Genomic DNA, 17,565 nt, shown 5'->3' on the forward strand with positions numbered 1-17,565 from the left:
TAACCCGATGAAAGCCGCCAGCCTGAAGCCGGACGCCTATGCCGCCAATTGCCCGACGCGCCAGATCCTCGACCGGGTCGGCGACAAATGGGCGGTGCTGATCCTGCTGCTGCTCCGCAGCGAGCCGATGCGCTTCAACCAGCTCCGCCGCGCCATCGAAGGCATCTCGCAGAAGATGCTGTCGCAGGTGCTCAAAAGCCTGGAGCGCGACGGGCTGCTGCGCCGCCGCGCGATCGCAACGGTTCCGGTCACCGTCGAGTATTCGATCACGCCGCTCGGATCGACGCTCGCCGAGGCGGTCGATCCGCTGCGCGACTGGGCCGAGCAGAATCTGAAGGAAGTGCTGGCTGCACAACGCCGCTACGACGCGCAGCGCAAGGCACTGGCGGCCTGAGGCAGGTTAATTGATCGAGAGGAGCCTAATACTGCCCGGCCTTGGCGAGCTCGACTTCGACGCGCAGCTCGATCTCGCCCAGCACGGCATCGAGGCCGGGATCACCAGAGGATTCCTTCAGGCTCGCCGCGGCATCGCGCAGCCGGTTCACGGTGGAGGAATCGAAATTGCCGGACAGCAGTCCGAGCTTGAGCGCGTCGAGCACATCGAGCGCGCCTTTGCCGCGGGCCACCGAGCGCTTGCGGCGTTCGGTCGGATCTTCGACGCCCTGCAGCGCGAGCAGCGCATCGAGGCTCGTGGCGGCCTTCGGCGCGGCGGTGGAGCGGACCTCCTCCTGCGCGGTCGTCGCATCCGGCAGCGAGAACCCGGTCGACGAGGTGCGCCGCGTGGCGCTGGTGGACGTGCCAAGCGTGGTGCCGTTCGGTCCGTAGATGCGCATCGTCATGATCCCGCAGGCCTGAATGCCACGAGCATCGCCGTTTTATGGTTAACGGTGCGTAAACGACCCGGCAATTTCTGCCGCCGCACGGCAGTTTTGCGCTCCCTGGCGAACTGGAACCGAACGGCAATCCGACAATTTCGATAAATATATCAATACATTGCCACAACAAGACAAAGTGGCACGCGGCTCGCATGGTTAATGGCGGATCGCCGTCATGGGAGTGTCGCGCGATCCGCGAGTTGAAGTTCGAGGGGAGCATTGGATGCCCGGCATCCGCATCGTAAGCTTATTCGGGTTGGCCTGCGCCGCGCTGCTCGCGCTGGCGGCGTCCGCCATGCCGGCGGCCGCGACGTCGCGGATCAAGGACCTCGCCAACATCGAGGGCGTGCGCCAGAACCAGTTGATCGGCTACGGTCTCGTGGTCGGCCTCAACGGCACCGGCGACACGCTCAACAACATCCCCTTCACCAAGCAGTCGCTGCAGGCGATGCTCGAGCGCATGGGCGTCAACATCCGCGGCGCCACCATCCGCACCGGCAACGTCGCCGCCGTGATGGTCACCGGCAATCTGCCGGCGTTCGGCACCCAGGGCACGCGGATGGACGTCACCGTCTCCGCGCTCGGCGATGCCAAGGACCTGCGCGGCGGCACCCTGCTCGTCACCCCCCTGCTCGGCGCCGACGGCAATGTCTACGCGGTCGCGCAGGGCACGCTGGCGATCTCCGGCTTCAACGCCGAGGGCGAGGCCGCCAAGGTGGTGCGCGGCGTGCCGACGGTCGGCCGCATCGCCAACGGCGCCATCATCGAACGCGAGATCGAGTTCGCGCTCAATCGCCTGCCCAATGTCCGCCTCGCGCTGCGCAACGCCGACTTCACCACCGCCAAGCGGATCGCCGCCGCGGTCAACGACTATCTCGGCGTCAAGACCGCCGAACCGCTCGATCCCTCCACGGTGCAGCTCTCGATCCCGCCGGAGTTCAAGGGCAACGTCGTCGCCTTCCTGACCGAGATCGAGCAGTTGCAGGTCGATCCCGACCTCGCGGCGAGGATCGTGATCGACGAACGCTCCGGCATCATCGTGATGGGCCGCGACGTTCGCGTCGCCACCGTCGCGGTGGCGCAAGGCAACCTCACCGTCACGATCTCCGAGAGCCCGCAAGTCAGCCAGCCCAATCCGCTGTCACGCGGCCGCACCGTGGTGACGCCGCGCAGCAATGTGCAGGTCACCGAGGACGGCAAGAAGTTCGCGGTGGTCAAGGACGGCGTCTCGCTGCAGCAGCTCGTCGACGGCCTCAACGGCCTCGGCATCGGACCGCGCGACCTCATCAGCATCCTGCAGGCGATCAAGGCCGCCGGCGCGATCGAAGCCGACATCGAGGTGATGTGATGGGAAGCCTGATCAACAGCACCACCGGCAGCATGCCGAACAAGGCGTTGATGCCGATGTTCAACGGCCGCCCTGATCCCGTGCTGCAGGACGCGATGAAGAAGGTCACGCCGCAGCAACTCACCAAGGCGAAGGCGACCGCGACCGACTTCGAATCGATGTTCCTCAACACGATGTTCTCGCAGATGACCACCGGCCTGAAGGGTGAAGGCCCCTACGGCGACACGGTCGGCACCGGCGCGTGGAGGTCGATGCTGACCGACGAATATTCGAAGAACTTCGCCAAGGCCGGCGGCGTCGGCATTTCCAACGAAGTGTTCCGCTCGCTGATCCTGCAGCAGGCGAACAAGAGCTAATTCGGTTCTCAAGGAGCAGCGCGATGAATCAGCGTCCACAGCAGCATCGGCCAGCCGCTCCCGCGGCGCGGCCCGCGACGACGACGCCCCCCGATGTCGCACGTCTCGCCAACGAACTGACCGAAGTGATGAGCGCGCTGCTCACCGTCGTCGAGCAGGAGACCGAGTTCGTCCGCGCCGGCAAGATCCGCGAGGCCATGCGGCTCGAGGCGCAGAAGTCGGAGCTGTCGCGCCGCTACATGCTCGCGGTGGAGCACCTCAAATCGATGCAGAAGATGCTGTCGCAGACCGACCCCGAACTGCTCGCAACGCTACGGCGTCATCACGAGACGTTCCGCGCGATGCTGCAGGTCAACCTGACGGTGCTTGCGACCGCACACGCGGTCTCCGAAGGCATCGTGCGCGGCGTCAATGCCGAGGTGCAGCGCCGCAACATCCCGAACACCTATACCGCGAACGGACAGCGCGCCACGCCGGGCCCGCGCAACATGACACCGATCGCCGTCAGCCGCACGCTCTGACGCACGCACGCCGACAATTTAGCTTAATTCGACGCGCTCCCGGCAGCGCGGCATTCAGCGTGTTCCCTAACAGCCTGTTGAGAGGTTCCCCGTAGAGTTGCGGATCGTGAGGGGTTGGGATTTGACTCAAGCAAACTAGTGCCTGTGCACTACGAGGCTGCCATGAGTACAGATTTCAACATCAAGCCGGTGGGGGCACCGGTTGCAGCGCCGATGATCACTCCCACGAGTGATACGGCGCAGAAGGCGGTGAAGACCGAATTGCCCGCGAGCCAGAGCGTCACCGCTCCGGAGCCGAGCGTGCGCGTCACGATAGACCCCAACGCCGTCAATGCGTCGCTCTCAAATCAGGCGCCGTCGGTCACCGACCAGGTCATCATCGACCGCGACGCGCGCGCCGTGGTCTACCAAGTGGTCGACAATCGCACGAATCTCGTGGTGAGACAGTTTCCGGAAGAAGCCGTATTGCGCCGCCGCGCCTATTTCCACGCGCTCGATCTCAGCAAGGACGCGCCGACGCGGGCGCGCGCAACCGACCGCCGCGCGTAACGCAAGCGGACTGGACCCTCACTTCTGTGTGGCGTAGGCCTTGTCGAGATAGGTCGATCCGGTGGCCGGATCGGTGACGACATTGGCGATCAATGCCGTCCCCTGCTGCACCAGCGAAAACTTGGTATCGCCGATCCGGAACGAGCCGTCCTTGATCAGGACGTCCTGATACTTGCTGGTGGCGTCGCTCTGATAATGGACCTTGGCGCGGAAGCCATCGACGTTCGACACCGAGATGTTGAACGACTTGTTGTTGGCGTACTTGCCGCTCCAGCTGCCCTCATAGAGCTTCGGATCGACGGCCACATAGGGCGTCTTCGACGGAACCGTCAAGCCGGCGGCCTTGTAGTTCGCGGACAGGATGCTCAACACGTCGGCCATGCCGAGAGCTCCGTTGTGAACTGGCCGGTCAGCCACGGCCCGAAAGGCCGGCGGCGATGTTGCAGTTGATGTCGATCAGCGACTTCAGCTTCGCCGGGTCCGGATTCATCTGGATGTCGATGGTCTGCTTCATCACGAACACGCTGATGTTCGCGATGTTCTGACGCACCTCGAGCGGCTGCGGATTGTCGGCGCCCTCTGCAGCGCTGAGGAAGATCGACCACAGGCGGCGATTGAACAGCAATGCGTGATCGAGCGCCTTGTCGAGCCCATTCCAGTTCGCCTGGACCTCCTGCAGCTGCCGCGCGGCCTTCAACAGCGCCTGCGCTTCGATTTCACGTGGGGAGGCCGTCGTCGTTGATGTACGGGCGTAGGCCTGGGCTGCATTCGACATTAATGACCTCGATGGGATGCGGATTTCTCGGGCCGCGGAGACGCAATTCTAGCGCCCGATATTTATGCATCCGGCGCCTTTAAATATGGTTAGCAGGCGTTACGAAATGCGCCGTTCTGACGGCATGGAAAGATACCGTAATATCCCGGAGACAAAGAAGAACGGCGGGGTTTCCCCCGCCGCTCTTGAAGCACTCGTCGGCGTGCTTAGCGGAGCAGTTGCAGCACGCTCTGCTGCGACTGGTTGGCCAGAGCCAGGGCGGACACCGCGATCGACTGGCGGGTCGACAGCGCCTGGCTGTTGGCCGCTTCCTCGTTGGTGTCGGCCAGCGTCAGGTTGGACGAACCGGTCTGCAGCACGTTGATCAGGTTCTTCGAGAAGTCTTGACGGATCTGCACGATCGACAGGTTCGAACCCAGCGTCGAGGCTTCGCTGCGCAACGAGGAGCTCGCCGAGCCCAGCGCCGTCAGCACCTTGTTCGCCGAATTGTTGTCGAGGAAGTCGGTGCCCGCGGTCAGCGTGTTCAGGCCGAGGCCGGTGGCATTGAAGGTGACGCCGCTGATGGCGAGCGTGGACTTGCCGGTCTCGTTGAAGGTCAGCTTCAGGTTGTCGCCGTTCAACAGGTTGATACCGTTGAACGAGGCGTCCTGCGCCGTGGTCGTGATCTGCGCGATGGTGTTGTTGTACTGAGTCACCAAAGCGGCACGCGCCGACTGCGACGCCGGGTCGGCAACTGGCGCCGTGCCGGCTGCGCTGAACGTCGCAGTGCCGCCGCCGGTGTTGGTGAAGGTCACCGCACCGATCGTCGAGGACGCCGCGTCGTTGGTCGTGGTGATGATGAGCTTGTTGGAGCTGTCGAGGCTCGCCGTCAGGTTGCTGGCCGCCAGCGACGTATTCAGCTGCGCCAGCGAGCTGCTGGCCCCGAAGGTGAAGCTGAAGGCGGGCTGACCGGCCGAGGCCGCGATCGCCAGCACGTCGCCGCTCTTGATCGTGGTGCCATCGACGAGGTTGGCTGCCGTGCCGCCGAGCGCCGCGGTGGAGGTGACCTGCGACCTGCTGGTGTAGCCCGTCGGGCTCTGCAGCACCTGGTTGGCGATCGATTTCGCGGTATCGACCAGCTTCTGCAGCGAGGTGATGCCGGTGTTGGCAGCCTGCAGCACCTGCACACCGTTGCCGATGCCATCGAGCAGGTTGTTGATGTCGCTGGCGCGGTTGTCGAGCGACTGTGCAGTGAAGAAGTTGGTCGGGTTGTCGAGCGCCGTGTTGACCTTCTTGCCGGTGGCAAGACGGTTCTGCGTGGTGGAGAGCAGATCGGCGGTGGACTGGAGGGAGAGGAGGTTCTGACGAACGGAGGAGGAGAGAATGATACCGGACATTTTCATACCTTTCTGGTGTGAAACTGAGGAAAAAACCGCTCCAATCCTTTCTGACCGGGCGGATGACCGATCCTGCGGTCAAGCCGCCAAGGAAAAAGAAATCTCCAGCACGGCATTTGAGACAAATGCCGAAGAATAAAATTGTCGCCACTGGGCGAAGTTCGCCGTGAAAACTACTGAGACGATTGCCGATTTCGGCCGCGTGCCGCAACGCGCGCGGCCCCGCTGTTCACCAAGCGTTAACCATCATGGGAAAGGATCGCTGTCGCATCGGCCCCGGGCCGCAACGGCGGCTGCTAAGCAGTGCCGAACTCAACTTCGTTCCGCTGCAACGATATCGCGCGACTGCCCGGCAAAGGAGAACGGTCATGGCCCTGAAGGTCGAACTCAAACCGAACGAGCGCATCATCGTCGGCAATTGCGTGATCACCAACACCGAGCAGCGTGCCCGGCTTCTGATCGACGGCGACCGCATCCCGATCCTGCGCGAGAAGGACATCCTGACGCCGGAGACCGCGGACACGCCGGCGAAGCTGATCTATCTCGCGGTGCAGCTGATGTATCTGTCGCCGGACCCGATGGCGCACCACCCGACCTATTTCAGCCTGGTGCGCGACATCATCACCGCGATGCCAAGCGCCTGGCCGTTCATCGAGAGCGTCAACAACTTCATCCTCAACGGCGATCTCTATCACGCGTTGAAAGAATCCAAGAAGCTGATCGCGCACGAGGAGAAGCTGCTGGAAACCGCACGCGGTCAGCAAAACGGCAATCAGGACGATACCCGCAAGAGCGCGTAGAGCTTCCTGTTTTGACGCGTTTTCTTCACGCGAACCGGCATCCCTTCGCTTGAAAACGCTCTGGCCCTCGCCTGAACGAAAAAGGCCTCCGCGAGGGAGGCCTTTTTGCTTTCCAAACCTGCGCGGCAAGCGATCAGGCGATCGGCAGATATTTCAACAGCGTGGTCTGATACAGCATCGACGTGGTCTGGTACGACGCCTGCAGGCTGGTCTGCAGCGCCAGGATCTTGGTCGCGACCTCGTCCTGATTGACGCCCTCGACCGAGTCGAGCATCGTTTCCGCCATGGCCTTGAGCTGGGTCTGACGATCGGTGGCCGCCTTGGTCGCCGTCTGCGCGCCGGCGAACTCGGCCTGCACGTCCTGGATCTGCTGCTGGCCGTTCTGCGGCGCAAGATTCCCGCTGACGCGCTGCGCGAGCGCCGTCACCTGCGCGCTTGCATTCGGGTTGCTGGCGTTGGTCGTCACCGCCGCATACACCGCGACGTTCTGCAGCAGGTAGCGGAAGGCCTGCTCGTTGGCACGCGCGCCATACTGCACGGTGATCGACTGATCGACCTGCGCGACGGCGGTGCCGCGCGCCGATCCCGGGCCGTTCTCGCCGGTGTACCAGTACACGGTGTTATCCGGCGTGCCCGCGACCAGGTTGGTCGCGGTATCGAATGGCGGTCCCCCTACCCTGAGCGGCGCCGGGGTCGCAGTCGTGTTGTTGGCGATGCCGAGCGCGCCGAGTGCGGCCGTATTGGAGCTCGAGATCGAGAAGTTCTGACCATCGGCGCCGTGAAGCGTGATCGCACCATTGCTGATGGTCGACGGGTTCTTGGTGCCGCTGATCTGGTCGATCTTCGCCATCAGCGTCTGCACGCTGTCGGTGACGTTGACCTGGTTGCCGGTGGCGCCCGAGGCAACGAAGGTGATCGGGGTGCCGTTGACCGTGATGGTGTCGCCGGCCGCGAAACTCGTCGACAGCGAGTCGGTGCCCGCCGCGCCCGAAAGGGCCGTAGCGCCGCTGATCGGCGCCGGCGGCGTGTTCTGGTTGTTGACGGCGGCGCCCGCGACGGTCGCGACTGGATTGAAGAAGTTGTTGGATGCCGCGACCGCGGAGGCCGCGACCAGCGACGTATCGCTCAGCGTCTTGATGGACGAGGTCAGCGTCGATTGAAGGTTGGCGGTCGTCGCCGTGGTGTCGGCACCGATCAGGAACGAGCCCGCCGGCGGCGGGCTCGTGGTCGTTGCCGTGAGCTCGATCGCATCGGTGGTGCCGTCGGGCAGCGTGAAGTTGAACTTGACCTTGTCGCCATCCTTGGGATTGACGGCGCCGAGATCGACCGAGGTGGACTTCGGCGTGCCGGCCGGCTGCGTCACGGTGGCGCCGGTCAACGACGACTGCACCGACAGCAGCTTCAGGCCGAACGGCGAGCCGTCCTCGGCGACGCTGGTCACCGTCGTGGTCGCCGGCGGCGACGAGACGCTCAAGCGTCCCATCAAATTGGTGCCCTGATCGGCCTGCTTGCGTTCGTTGATGAGCTGGGTGAGGCCGGCCTGGGTTGCCGTGCCCTTCAACATGGTGTCGGCCGACACCGTGGCCGGTGTGTCCATCGCACGGCCGGAGAACAGATAGCGGTCGCCTGACTGGCTGTTCAGCATCGCGACCGCATTGGAGAACGCGGCCTGCGCCGTGATCTGGCCCGACGTCTGCCCGCTGTTGTTGAGCGTCAGCGTCGCGGTCGTCGCGGCGTTCTTCACCTGGGTCCCGACGTCGGACAGCCCCTGCAGGGTGAGGTTGGCGACACTCAGGCGGGTGTTGAGGTTGGTGGCCGTGTCCGAGAACGCGTTGATGCCGCTGATCTGCGCGCGCAGGCTGAGCGCGAAGCCGCGATCGAGCCCCTGCCCTGCATAAGTCGTCGATACCTTGCCGGTCGCAAGCTGCGTCGTCAGGTCATTGAGCTGACTGCGCAGGTTGAGGATCGTGGTGCCGATATAGGAAGTTCTGCCGCTTACGCCGTCGATCGACATGTTACCCTCACGTGAGCTGCAGCAGCGCGTCGTACATCTGCTTGATCGACGACATCACGCGCGCATTGGCGGAATAGGCGTTCTGCAGCGACAGCAGATGCGCCATCTCCTCGTCCATGTTGACGCCGGAGGTCGAGTCCATCTTGCTCTGCAGCGTATTGAGCACGACGTCCTGACCGTCGGCCAGTTGCTTGGCCGCCGTCGCCGATTCGCCCTGCTGGCTGATGAACTGCTTGGCAAAGTTCAACAGCGTGCCGGTGAACGGTGCGCCCGACGTGCCGAGGCCGGTCTTCGGCGAATAGCTGTACGACGCGTTCGACAACTGGTTCAGAATGAGGTTGGCGCGCGTGGTATCGCCGGCCGGCGTCTGCGGATTGGTCGAGTACACGACCATGCGCGAGGGATCGCCGACCAGGGCGGTGTTGACGCTGATGCGTGCGGCAAGCCCGGTCGACTGCGAGCCGTTCGCCGTGATCGCGCCGGTGTAGAGTCCGCCATTGTCGGTGAACAGCGGAAGCTGCGGGTCGCCCGACGTCAGCGACGAAACGGTTGATGTGACCGAGGCCGCAGTCACGTCGGCCTTGTTGGCGGCGCCGTCGTCGAGCACGCGCAGCGTCGACCCGGACGGATTGGAGAATTGCAGGCCGGTTCCGCCGAGCGCGCCGTTGAGCTGCGACAGCACCGAGCTCATGCCGCCGGAGAAATCCACGCCCAGCACCTCGTCGTTCGGATCGACGGTTGCGGTGTTGCTGAGCGGCAGCACGCTCGGATCGTCGACGCGGACGATCGACAGATTGTGCGTGATGCCGGTGGTGTTGTCCTTGTAGGAGACGTGGATGGTGTTGCCGCTCTGCAGCCCCGAGAGATCGAGGTCGAAGCCGGATTGCGCCCCCGCCGTCGCGGCGGTGCCCGCCGTCGTCTTGTCCGACAGCGCGCTCGACATCGCGGCGGCGAACTGGTCGATCTGCGTCTGCGCCTGCGCCAGCGTGTTGTCGCGCAGCTCGAGATAGGCGGCGATCTTGCCTGACCGGATCGAGTTGGTCGACACCATGTCATAGGTGCCGCCATGCGGGAAATTGATGGTGATGGTGCCGACGGTGCTCTTGGTCGGGTCGGTATTGTACTGCGTGTTGGGCGTCATCGTGCCCTGGGCGTTGAAGCTGAGCGTCGCGGCTTCGGTGCCGACCAGCTGCACGCCGGAATTGGTGAACACGGTCACCTGGTTCTGGCTGTTGGTGACGGTGCGGATGTCCATCAGCTGCGAAAGCTGGGTGACGTAGCGATCGCGCTGATCGAGCAATGCCGCGGTCGACGCATCGGTCGTGCCGCCGTTGGCCTGCAGCTGCACGTTGAGGCGGGCGATCTGCTGCATCGCATTGTTGGCGGTATTGACGGAGTCGCTGATGCCGGCCTCGGCGTTGGCGCGCAGCGTCTGGATGCCCTGCGAGGTCGCGTTGAGCTGCTGTGCCATGGATTGCGCGGCATTGACGACGCCGATACGGGCCGACTGCGAATCCGGGCTGGTCGACAAGCCCTGCACCGCGGTCAGGAACTTGTTGTAGGCATCCTCGATCGTGCCGGTGGAGTCGGGATTGCCGTAGACGCCCTGCAGATTGGCGAGGAAGCTCGAGCGGACGTCAGCGTAGGACGCGCCCGACGTCTCGGTGCGAAGCTGGGTCTGCAGGAATTCGTCGAGCTGGCGGTTGACGCCGGTGATGAGAACGCTCGACCCGAACTGGCCGGTGGTGCCGGTATCCTGATTCAGCGTCTTCCTGACGTAGCCCGGCGTCTCCGCGTTGGCCACGTTCGACGACACGAGCGAGAGCGCGGCCTGCGTGGCGCGCAGGCCCGACATCGCGGTGGAAAGGGCTTGGCTCAAACCCATGATGTGTACTCGCCTTTACTGCTTCACACGCGCATGTCTGATGCGATCAGCGCACGACGTTCAGGAGGTCCTGCACCATCGAATTGGTCGTCGTGATCACCTTGGTGTTGGCCGAATAGGCCTGCTGCGTCACGATCAGCTTGGTGAACTCGTCGGCAATATCGGTGTTCGAGCTCTCGAGCGACGAACCGACGATGGTGCCGGACTTGCCGAACAACGCCGCGCCGGACTCGTCGGTTGCCTCGAACGCGCCGCCGTCGATGCGCTTGAGGAAGTTGGTGCCGTTGAAGGTCGCCACCGAGATTTCGGCGAGGTCGATATTGCGGCCGTTGGTGTAGTTGCCGACGATGCGGCCGTTGGTCGAGACGCTGACCGACTGCAGCTGGCCGGCCGGGAAGCCGTCCTGCTGGATCTGGTTGACCTGGACGTTGCCGTTGGCGTCCGCGAATTGGGTCACGCCACCGGAGCCGAAATTGATCACGGGGCTGCCGAGCGACACGCCGTTGACGACGGCATTGTTGAGCGCGACCGAGGAGATCGCCGGCGACATCTGGCCGTTCGACGCGAAGGTGAAGTTGATGTTGGCGTTCTGCCACGAGACCTGCGTGCCGGTCGCATTGGGATTGACCTGATAGAACAGGTTCCAGCTATCGGTATGGCCGGCGCCCAGCGAGGAGCTGTCGGTCTTGGCCCAGCGGAATTGCAGGTTCACCGGCGCACCCGACACGTCGTAGGCGGTGACGGCGCCGCCCGAGACGGATTCGTTCAGGAAGGTCGAGTTGTCGTTGCCGACGACCTGGCCGGTGCCCACGGTGCCGCCGCCGCCGCGGGTCGCAACCGCCGAGCCGGTGAAGCCGAGCGCCGCAAGCGCGGTCGAGTTCGAGCTCGTCACGTTGAGGTCGGCCGACGTGCCGGAATGCAGGGTGATCTTGCCGCCGCTGATCGTCGACGGCGTCGCGGTACCAGTAATCGAGTCGATCTTGGCGAGCAGCGTCCCGATGCTGTCGGTGACGTTCAGCTGGTTGCCGGTCGCGCCCGAAGCCACGAAGGTGATGACGGTGCCGTTCACCGTGATCGTATCGGCCGGCACGACCGGGGGGCCGGCGGAGCCGGCGCTGAAGTTGGCATTGATCGAATCGCTGCCCGCCGCGCCCGACAGCAGGGTCGCGGCGGTGTTGGCCACCGACGGCGTCGCCTTGTTGTTCTGCGCGGTGCCGGTGACCGATGAATCGGTATACGGCGCGGCCGGCGTGCCCAGCACCAGCGGGTTATGTCCGGCGCTGAACGCGCCCGGCCGGATCAGCTCGGAGCCCGGAACCGAGGTGTCGTGCGCCGTGGTCAAGGGATAGGACGCGAGGTTGGCGCGGTAGTCGATCTTGGTGGTCTGCTGCGCCGGCAGGAAGTCGTTCTTGAACCGCAGCACCTGCGGCGAGGAGCCCGACGGGTTGCCGGTGGTCGGGTCGATCGGCACGCCCTCGAGATAATAGCCGGCGCCGTTGACCAGATAGCCGTCCTTGTTGAGCTGGAAATCGCCGCGGCGGGTGTAGCGGTCGACGCCGTCGAACACCGGCGAGCCGTCAGTGAAGCTGCCCGGCTTTTGCACCGCGAAGAAGCCGTTGCCGTTGATCGCCATGAAGGTCGCGACCGACGCCGACTGCACGTCGCCCTGCACCGAGTTGGTCGAGCGCGACTGCGCCGTGACGCCGCCGGCGAGCTGCGCGGTCAGCGCGGTCTGCGGGACGAGGTCGAGAAAGGAGGTATCGATGCGCTTGAAGGCCGTGGTCTGCGAGTTGGCGATGTTACCGGAGATGTTCTCGAGCGCGTACGATCCTGCGCGCAAGCCACCGACCGCCGTCGTAAGAGCGCCGAAGATACCCATGACATGTTCTCCAATTCGATTCCCGGCGGCTGGCAATCACAGGAATGGCCGCATCGGCGGAGCATGTCGCAAAGGTCGTGCCACGAAACGAAACGTAACAAAATCATGCGCTTGAAAAAAAAGCCCCGGCCGTTTAACCGGGGCACAATTGCCGGGCAGGCAACAATTGCCGGGAAGAAGCGTGGGCCTGACCGCGCTCCCCCGTCGTGGCTTGACGCGTCTTCTTGACGCGAACCCTTCGCTTGAAAACGCTGTGGCCGTCAGGTCGCCGAGGGTGCGGCCGGGTGAAACACCAGCGCAAAACCGTCCATGCAGTAGCGCAGCCCGGTCGGCTTCGGGCCGTCATCGAAAACATGCCCGAGATGGCCGCCGCAGCGGCGGCAATGCACCTCGGTGCGCAGCATGCCGAAGGTGCGGTCCGACGTGGTGCCGATCGCATTGTCCAGCGGCTTCCAGAAGCTCGGCCAGCCGGTGCCGCTCTCATACTTGGTCTCGGACGAGAACAGCGGCAGGTCACAGCCGGCGCAGGCGAAAGTGCCCTTGCGGTGCTCCTTGAGCAGCGGGCTCGATCCCGGCCGCTCGGTGCCCTCCTGGCGCAGGATCTCATATTGCTGCGGCGTGAGCTGCGCGCGCCACTCGGCGTCGGTCTTCTCGATCTCGAATTTCTCGGCGGCCTGCGCCGGCGAGGCGCGCAGCCAGCGGAAGGCGGCGAGGCCGAACAGGCCGGCGACGGAAGCAAGCAGGATGCGGCGATCGATCATCAATCATCTCCGATGCGGGCGGCCAAAGCTGGCGAAACAAGACTGGCAAACCGGCTCGTCACCAAATACGAACCCCGCCGCCAGACGTTACATCCGCCCGTCCGAGATCCGCTCACTTTCTTGCGAGGGATGGGCAGATGGCGGCTCACCGTCCTCAACCTGCCGGGGCGCGGGCGGCGGCACCGGCCGCGCGGCCGACGGCGGCGGGCGGCGGGGCGGCGGTCCCCGGGTTCCCGCCTTGAGATTGGCCTCGGCCAGCCGCGCCTCGCGGCGGCGCTCCTTCGCACGTGCACCCTCGCGGTAGCGCGCCAGCACGCCCGCCGCGGATGCGGCGCCCCTCGCCCACAGGCTGATGAAATGACCGGCGACCCGGCCGGTGGTGCCGCCGGCCCAGACCAGCTCGAACGGCGAAAACAGCCGCCAGCGGTCGTCGCCCCACAGGATGCTGCGCGCGATCAACTGTCCCGCGAGCGCCGAGGTGTTGAGCCCCTGCCGGCCGAAGCCGCTCGCCACCCACAGGCCCCTGCGCAACTGCCCGATCTGCGGCATGCCATGCACGGTGACGCCGACTGCGCCACCGAACGTGTCGGCGATCGGAACCTTGCCGAGTTGAGGAAACACCGTGGCGATGCGACGTTGCACCGCCGCACCAAGCCGCTTCGGCCGCGCGTCCCAGGTGGTTTCGGGACTGGCCCACAACAGGCGATCGCCATCGACGACACGGAAATGGTCGATGCCGTCGCTGTCGACGACCGAGCCGGAAAAGGCGATCGCCTCCGCCAGCCGTTCCCCGAGCGGTTCGGTCAACGCCGCGTAGCGCCACACCGGCAGCAGCGTATCGGACAAGCGCTTCAGCGGCGCGCCGAGATGGATGTTGCCGGCGAGGACAATGTGGTTGGCGCGCAGTCGCGCCGTCGGCGTCACGATGCGCTTGCGGATGCCCGAGAAATCGATGCTGACGACCGGCGTCTCCTCGAAGATCCGCACGCCCGCCCGCATCGCCAGCGCGGCGAGACCGTGCACATATTTGCGGCCGTCGATCTGGAACGCCTTCGGATAATAGATGCCGTGGAAATAGCGCCCGGTCCTGAGCACGCTGCGCACGCGATCGACCTGCCAGCCTTCGACTTCGGTGGCAAATTCCTCACCCAGCGTCTGCAGGCGGCTGATCAGCGCTTCGCCGACATCCACATTGGAGACTTCCAGCGCGCCGTCGCTCGCCCTGATGCCCGGGATCAGCTCCTCGGTGGCAGTGGCGCGAACATAATCGGCGCCCTCTTTCGAGAGCGCCCACAATTCGCGGGCATCATCGAGGCCGACGCGCTCGATCACATCTGATATCGGCAGGCCGAAACCCGGCATCACGGTGCCGAGATGATGGCCGGAGGCGTTCCAGCCGATCTGGCGGCCCTCGAGCACGGCGACGCTGGCACCAAGCCGCGCCGCCTCGCGTGCCACGGTCAGGCCGGCCAGCCCCGCCCCGACCACGCAAATGTCGACGTCGAGGTCGAACGCCAGACGGTCGCGGAACGGCGAGGCCGCCTCGTCGGGGCCGTCTACCGCACTTGTGGAAGTCTCGCTCATGTCGTTTCTTACGAACCGCTGCGGCGCTTGTCACCTTGTCCAGGGCATGAGCCTGTAGAATTTAATTCGACCAGACCGAATCAAGATGGAAGTCCATGCGCCGTTTGCTGCTGCTGCGCCACGCCAAGACCGAACACGACGCGCCTTCGGGGCAGGACCAGGACCGCCGTCTCGACGAGCGCGGCCACCGCGATGCGGCGGAGATCGGCGGCTGGATCGCCCGCCATCCGCCCCTGCCCGATCTGGCGCTGGTGTCACCGGCGGTCCGCACCACGCAGACCTGGGAGATCGTGCGCGAGGCGCTGAAGGGCGCCGGACGTGCGCCGAAAGTCGAATTCGTGCCGGAACTCTACGGCGCCGATCCGGCGCAATTGCTCACCGTGATCCGGATGGCCTCCGTCACCGACCCGAAGCGGCTGATGCTGATCGGCCATAATCCCGGCATACACGAGCTCGCGCTGACCCTGACCGGCAGCGGCGACGAGGCCGCCAAGCGCGCGCTTGGCGACAATCTGCCGACCTCCGGGCTCGCCGTGTTCGACTTCGCGACCGACGACTGGAACGACGTCTCCTTCCGGCGCGGCAAGCTCGTGCTGTTCGTTAGCCCTAAACTGTTGAAGCAGGCCTTGCGCGGCTGACGCAAGCGGACAGCGCCGCTCTGCCATGCTATATTGATGTTGGCGCGACAGGGGGACCGGTTCGCGGCGACACGACAAGCTACTCCAAGAAAAAGAAGGCGCGCGTCCCGGCACAGGGACCAAACGGCTCCAGACCAATCGCGGACAGGAGGCGCAGATGTACAAGTCCATTCTCGTGCCGATCGACCTCGCCGATACCGATCTGGCGAAGCCGGCGATCGCAACCGCTGCAACATTATCGCAAACCTGGAACGGGGCGGTGCGTCTGCTCAACGTATTGCCGATGACGCCGGTGATGCTCGCCGAATATGTGCCGGCGGATTTCGACAGCCAGCAGCGTGAAACATCGGAAGAAGCGCTCGCGATCGTCGCGCGCGAATCGGGCATCGCCCCCGGGCGCATCTCCGGCGTGGTCCGCCAGGGCGGCATCTATCACGAGATCCTCGAAGAGGCCGCGACCATGAAGGCCGACCTGATCGTGATGACCTCGCACCGCCCGGCGATGCGCACCTATTTCCTCGGCTCGAACGCCGGACACGTGGTGCGCTACGCCAAATGCTCGGTGCTCGTGGTGCGGCACTAAAACGGGACGAGTGATGGGGCCGTCGCAGGCGGCGCTGCCAAAATATCGAAAACAACCCCATGCAAAGGAGCCGGCGGCTGGCGAGCTTCGACTAGGCGACTTGACACGTCGGGCAACTCAGAGATATTCTTCTAATATTCCGAAATTGCGCCCCGCATCCCCTCGCCCCCGCGCTATGCACCCGAAACGGACGCATTGTGCTCCCGCCGAGTTCTTCACCTTGACCCAACTCGGACATCACGCGCTCAACTTCAGAGGCGCAATCCGGTTGATTTAGCTCAACACTGATAGCTTTCTGTCTGTCACTGATAGCTATTCCGCAGGATCAGGACCGCTTAGAGCGCTGCGGTCCGACCAACTTGAGCGAGATTGTCATGAGCACGATGCAAATCGGCCGGCCGCCAGGAATGGGACTTGGGTCAGTCATGGTGCACGCATTGGCGAAGAACTGGTGGGTGCTTCTATTACGCGGCATCGCCGCGATCATATTCGGTGTGCTCGCGTTCGCTTGGCCAGGCATGACCCTTCTGACGCTTATCATGTTCTACGGTGCATTTGCGATGGTTGATGGAGCGCTCGCGATAATTGCCGCTATTACCGGTGGCGCGCCGACACCACGCTGGTGGCTGGCCATTGTCGGCCTGCTTGGCATTGCAACGGGGCTCCTCGTGTTCATGATGCCGGGTCTTACTGCGCTTGTGCTGCTGTATTTCATCGGCGGCTGGGCGATCGCGACCGGCGTGTTTCAGATTATCGGCGCGATCAGGCTGCGCAAGGAGATCGACGACGAGTGGTACCTGATTTTGGGTGGCGTCGTTTCGGTGCTGTTCGGTATCGGTGTCATGATGGCTCCGGGGGCTGGCGCGCTCGCATTGCTTTGGGTCATCGGCACTTACGCCGTGATTATGGGCGTGATTTTGGTTGCACTGGCGTTTCGGCTCAGGAGGCTTGCTCATTCCTGAGCTGTTGCCGCAGCCTTCCCGAGTTCTCATCCGACCCGTTGACGCAATCGGGGCAAATAATAAGACCCGCCCTCCCCTTGGCCCTCACCCGACAGGTTTGATTTGTCGAGACAAGCCGACCGTCAATGTTCCTGACAGTTCTCTTCGCTGCTTGTCTGGTGGTGATCACCGTGGCCATTCACGCGATCGGGTTGGACACGCTGCTCCGGTGCATGATGCGGTCGCACGCCTTGGCCGCATCGGGCTTCCGGCGCGTCACGTCAGCTGTGATTGCGCTGGCTTGCTGGCTGGTTCTGATCCACCTGGCTGAGATTTCGGTCTGGGGTTTGTTCTACTTCTGGCAAGGCTGCCTTCCCGATCTCGGGTCTGCGTTCTATTTTTCCGCAGGCGCCTACACGACCATTGGCAGCGGTCTTGCGTTGCCCGCGCACTGGCGGATGTTCGCGCCGCTTGAGGCTTTGTCGGCCGCTCTCATGTTTGGACTCTCGACCGGGCTATTCTTCGCGGTGGTCAGCCGTTGGATCCGCAACTGGACGGACTGGCAAAACGCGCTCACGTCCGACTTGCAGCAGAACAAATAGAACGACAGCTATCTGTACCAAGGTTGCGTAACATACCTGCGCGCGCCGGCTTCCGCTCCCATTCAGACCATCACCCTT

At 64.3% G+C, this 17,565-nt stretch carries 19 protein-coding genes; 10 read left to right on the forward strand and 9 right to left on the reverse strand.

Annotated features, from left to right (window positions below; all coding sequences use genetic code 11):
- Positions 1-7: 7 nt before the first annotated feature.
- On the forward strand, positions 8-394 hold the full coding sequence (locus tag HU230_RS19890) for a winged helix-turn-helix transcriptional regulator (protein ID WP_074131694.1): 387 nt from the start codon (positions 8-10) through the stop codon (positions 392-394).
- A gap of 25 nt (positions 395-419) precedes the next feature.
- On the opposite strand, the gene HU230_RS19895 is transcribed toward HU230_RS19890, so the two are convergent.
- A complete protein-coding gene (locus HU230_RS19895; protein WP_176530218.1) occupies positions 420-833 on the reverse strand; it encodes a flagellar assembly protein FliX in 414 nt (137 codons plus the stop codon).
- A gap of 265 nt (positions 834-1,098) precedes the next feature.
- Between HU230_RS19895 and HU230_RS19900 the strand changes: the two genes are divergently transcribed.
- From HU230_RS19900 to HU230_RS19915, 4 genes are all read left to right on the forward strand, one after another.
- On the forward strand, positions 1,099-2,223 hold the full coding sequence (locus HU230_RS19900; RefSeq protein WP_176530217.1) for a flagellar basal body P-ring protein FlgI: 1,125 nt from the start codon (positions 1,099-1,101) through the stop codon (positions 2,221-2,223).
- Positions 2,223-2,579 carry a flagellar assembly peptidoglycan hydrolase FlgJ gene (gene flgJ / locus HU230_RS19905; RefSeq protein ID WP_176530216.1) on the forward strand — a complete coding sequence of 119 codons (357 nt, stop codon included), beginning with the start codon at positions 2,223-2,225 and terminating at the stop codon, positions 2,577-2,579. The genes HU230_RS19900 and flgJ overlap by 1 nt, the downstream gene beginning before the upstream one ends.
- A 23-nt stretch (positions 2,580-2,602) precedes the next feature.
- Complete coding sequence (locus tag HU230_RS19910) at positions 2,603-3,100, forward strand: hypothetical protein (RefSeq protein WP_176530215.1); 498 nt, start codon at positions 2,603-2,605, stop codon at positions 3,098-3,100.
- Positions 3,101-3,262: 162 nt separating this feature from the next.
- On the forward strand, positions 3,263-3,649 hold the full coding sequence (locus HU230_RS19915) for a hypothetical protein (RefSeq protein WP_176530214.1): 387 nt from the start codon (positions 3,263-3,265) through the stop codon (positions 3,647-3,649).
- Between the two features lie 18 nt (positions 3,650-3,667).
- Here HU230_RS19915 and HU230_RS19920 read toward each other — a convergent pair whose 3' ends face one another.
- From HU230_RS19920 to HU230_RS19930, 3 genes are all read right to left on the reverse strand, one after another.
- Entirely contained in the window at positions 3,668-4,030 is a 363-nt protein-coding gene (locus tag HU230_RS19920) for a hypothetical protein (RefSeq protein WP_092115432.1), read from the reverse strand.
- Positions 4,031-4,058: 28 nt separating this feature from the next.
- Positions 4,059-4,424, reverse strand: a complete 366-nt coding sequence (gene flaF, locus HU230_RS19925; RefSeq protein ID WP_050403500.1) for a flagellar biosynthesis regulator FlaF — start codon at positions 4,422-4,424, stop codon at positions 4,059-4,061.
- Between the two features lie 206 nt (positions 4,425-4,630).
- A complete protein-coding gene (locus tag HU230_RS19930; RefSeq protein ID WP_176530213.1) occupies positions 4,631-5,800 on the reverse strand; it encodes a flagellin N-terminal helical domain-containing protein in 1,170 nt (389 codons plus the stop codon).
- A 368-nt stretch (positions 5,801-6,168) separates the two neighbouring features.
- On the opposite strand from HU230_RS19930, the gene flbT reads away from it, so the two are divergent.
- Entirely contained in the window at positions 6,169-6,600 is a 432-nt protein-coding gene (gene flbT, locus HU230_RS19935) for a flagellar biosynthesis repressor FlbT (protein ID WP_176530212.1), read from the forward strand.
- A gap of 133 nt (positions 6,601-6,733) precedes the next feature.
- Here the strand turns inward: flbT and HU230_RS19940 are convergent, their stop codons facing one another.
- From HU230_RS19940 to HU230_RS19960, 5 genes are all read right to left on the reverse strand, one after another.
- Positions 6,734-8,614: a flagellar protein gene (locus HU230_RS19940; protein ID WP_176530211.1), complete on the reverse strand. Its 1,881-nt coding sequence runs from the start codon at positions 8,612-8,614 to the stop codon at positions 6,734-6,736.
- A gap of 7 nt (positions 8,615-8,621) precedes the next feature.
- Entirely contained in the window at positions 8,622-10,499 is a 1,878-nt protein-coding gene (gene flgK / locus HU230_RS19945; protein WP_176530210.1) for a flagellar hook-associated protein FlgK, read from the reverse strand.
- Positions 10,500-10,545: 46 nt separating this feature from the next.
- Positions 10,546-12,378: a flagellar hook-basal body complex protein gene (locus tag HU230_RS19950; RefSeq protein ID WP_176530209.1), complete on the reverse strand. Its 1,833-nt coding sequence runs from the start codon at positions 12,376-12,378 to the stop codon at positions 10,546-10,548.
- Positions 12,379-12,638: 260 nt separating this feature from the next.
- Positions 12,639-13,139, reverse strand: a complete 501-nt coding sequence (gene msrB / locus HU230_RS19955; protein WP_092115436.1) for a peptide-methionine (R)-S-oxide reductase MsrB — start codon at positions 13,137-13,139, stop codon at positions 12,639-12,641.
- An 87-nt stretch (positions 13,140-13,226) separates the two neighbouring features.
- Complete coding sequence (locus tag HU230_RS19960) at positions 13,227-14,723, reverse strand: NAD(P)/FAD-dependent oxidoreductase (protein ID WP_176530208.1); 1,497 nt, start codon at positions 14,721-14,723, stop codon at positions 13,227-13,229.
- 95 nt (positions 14,724-14,818) lie between these two features.
- Here HU230_RS19960 and HU230_RS19965 point away from each other — a divergent pair, with 95 nt between their 5' ends.
- From HU230_RS19965 to HU230_RS19980, 4 genes are all read left to right on the forward strand, one after another.
- Positions 14,819-15,361: a SixA phosphatase family protein gene (locus HU230_RS19965; RefSeq protein ID WP_176530207.1), complete on the forward strand. Its 543-nt coding sequence runs from the start codon at positions 14,819-14,821 to the stop codon at positions 15,359-15,361.
- A 157-nt stretch (positions 15,362-15,518) separates the two neighbouring features.
- Positions 15,519-15,944, forward strand: a complete 426-nt coding sequence (locus tag HU230_RS19970) for a universal stress protein (protein WP_021077991.1) — start codon at positions 15,519-15,521, stop codon at positions 15,942-15,944.
- A gap of 374 nt (positions 15,945-16,318) precedes the next feature.
- Positions 16,319-16,906, forward strand: a complete 588-nt coding sequence (locus HU230_RS19975) for an HdeD family acid-resistance protein (protein ID WP_176530206.1) — start codon at positions 16,319-16,321, stop codon at positions 16,904-16,906.
- A gap of 125 nt (positions 16,907-17,031) precedes the next feature.
- Entirely contained in the window at positions 17,032-17,487 is a 456-nt protein-coding gene (locus HU230_RS19980) for an ion channel (RefSeq protein ID WP_176530205.1), read from the forward strand.
- The last annotated feature ends 78 nt before the right edge of the window (positions 17,488-17,565 follow it).

The organism is Bradyrhizobium quebecense, from assembly GCF_013373795.3.
GTDB classification, from domain to species: Bacteria; Pseudomonadota; Alphaproteobacteria; order Rhizobiales; family Xanthobacteraceae; genus Bradyrhizobium; species Bradyrhizobium quebecense.

Excerpts from the sequence above, each read along its gene's own strand:
- HU230_RS19890 (WP_074131694.1), top strand. The coding sequence starts at position 8 with ATGAAAGCCGCCAGCCTGAAGCCGGACGCCTATGCCGCCAATTGCCCG.
- HU230_RS19895 (WP_176530218.1), bottom strand. The coding sequence starts at position 833 with ATGCGCATCTACGGACCGAACGGCACCACGCTTGGCACGTCCACCAGC.
- HU230_RS19900 (WP_176530217.1), top strand. The coding sequence starts at position 1,099 with ATGCCCGGCATCCGCATCGTAAGCTTATTCGGGTTGGCCTGCGCCGCG.
- flgJ (WP_176530216.1), top strand. The coding sequence starts at position 2,223 with ATGGGAAGCCTGATCAACAGCACCACCGGCAGCATGCCGAACAAGGCG.
- HU230_RS19910 (WP_176530215.1), top strand. The coding sequence starts at position 2,603 with ATGAATCAGCGTCCACAGCAGCATCGGCCAGCCGCTCCCGCGGCGCGG.
- HU230_RS19915 (WP_176530214.1), top strand. The coding sequence starts at position 3,263 with ATGAGTACAGATTTCAACATCAAGCCGGTGGGGGCACCGGTTGCAGCG.
- HU230_RS19920 (WP_092115432.1), bottom strand. The coding sequence starts at position 4,030 with ATGGCCGACGTGTTGAGCATCCTGTCCGCGAACTACAAGGCCGCCGGC.
- flaF (WP_050403500.1), bottom strand. The coding sequence starts at position 4,424 with ATGTCGAATGCAGCCCAGGCCTACGCCCGTACATCAACGACGACGGCC.
- HU230_RS19930 (WP_176530213.1), bottom strand. The coding sequence starts at position 5,800 with ATGTCCGGTATCATTCTCTCCTCCTCCGTTCGTCAGAACCTCCTCTCC.
- flbT (WP_176530212.1), top strand. The coding sequence starts at position 6,169 with ATGGCCCTGAAGGTCGAACTCAAACCGAACGAGCGCATCATCGTCGGC.
- HU230_RS19940 (WP_176530211.1), bottom strand. The coding sequence starts at position 8,614 with ATGTCGATCGACGGCGTAAGCGGCAGAACTTCCTATATCGGCACCACG.
- flgK (WP_176530210.1), bottom strand. The coding sequence starts at position 10,499 with ATGGGTTTGAGCCAAGCCCTTTCCACCGCGATGTCGGGCCTGCGCGCC.
- HU230_RS19950 (WP_176530209.1), bottom strand. The coding sequence starts at position 12,378 with ATGGGTATCTTCGGCGCTCTTACGACGGCGGTCGGTGGCTTGCGCGCA.
- msrB (WP_092115436.1), bottom strand. The coding sequence starts at position 13,139 with ATGATCGATCGCCGCATCCTGCTTGCTTCCGTCGCCGGCCTGTTCGGC.
- HU230_RS19960 (WP_176530208.1), bottom strand. The coding sequence starts at position 14,723 with ATGAGCGAGACTTCCACAAGTGCGGTAGACGGCCCCGACGAGGCGGCC.
- HU230_RS19965 (WP_176530207.1), top strand. The coding sequence starts at position 14,819 with ATGCGCCGTTTGCTGCTGCTGCGCCACGCCAAGACCGAACACGACGCG.
- HU230_RS19970 (WP_021077991.1), top strand. The coding sequence starts at position 15,519 with ATGTACAAGTCCATTCTCGTGCCGATCGACCTCGCCGATACCGATCTG.
- HU230_RS19975 (WP_176530206.1), top strand. The coding sequence starts at position 16,319 with ATGAGCACGATGCAAATCGGCCGGCCGCCAGGAATGGGACTTGGGTCA.
- HU230_RS19980 (WP_176530205.1), top strand. The coding sequence starts at position 17,032 with ATGTTCCTGACAGTTCTCTTCGCTGCTTGTCTGGTGGTGATCACCGTG.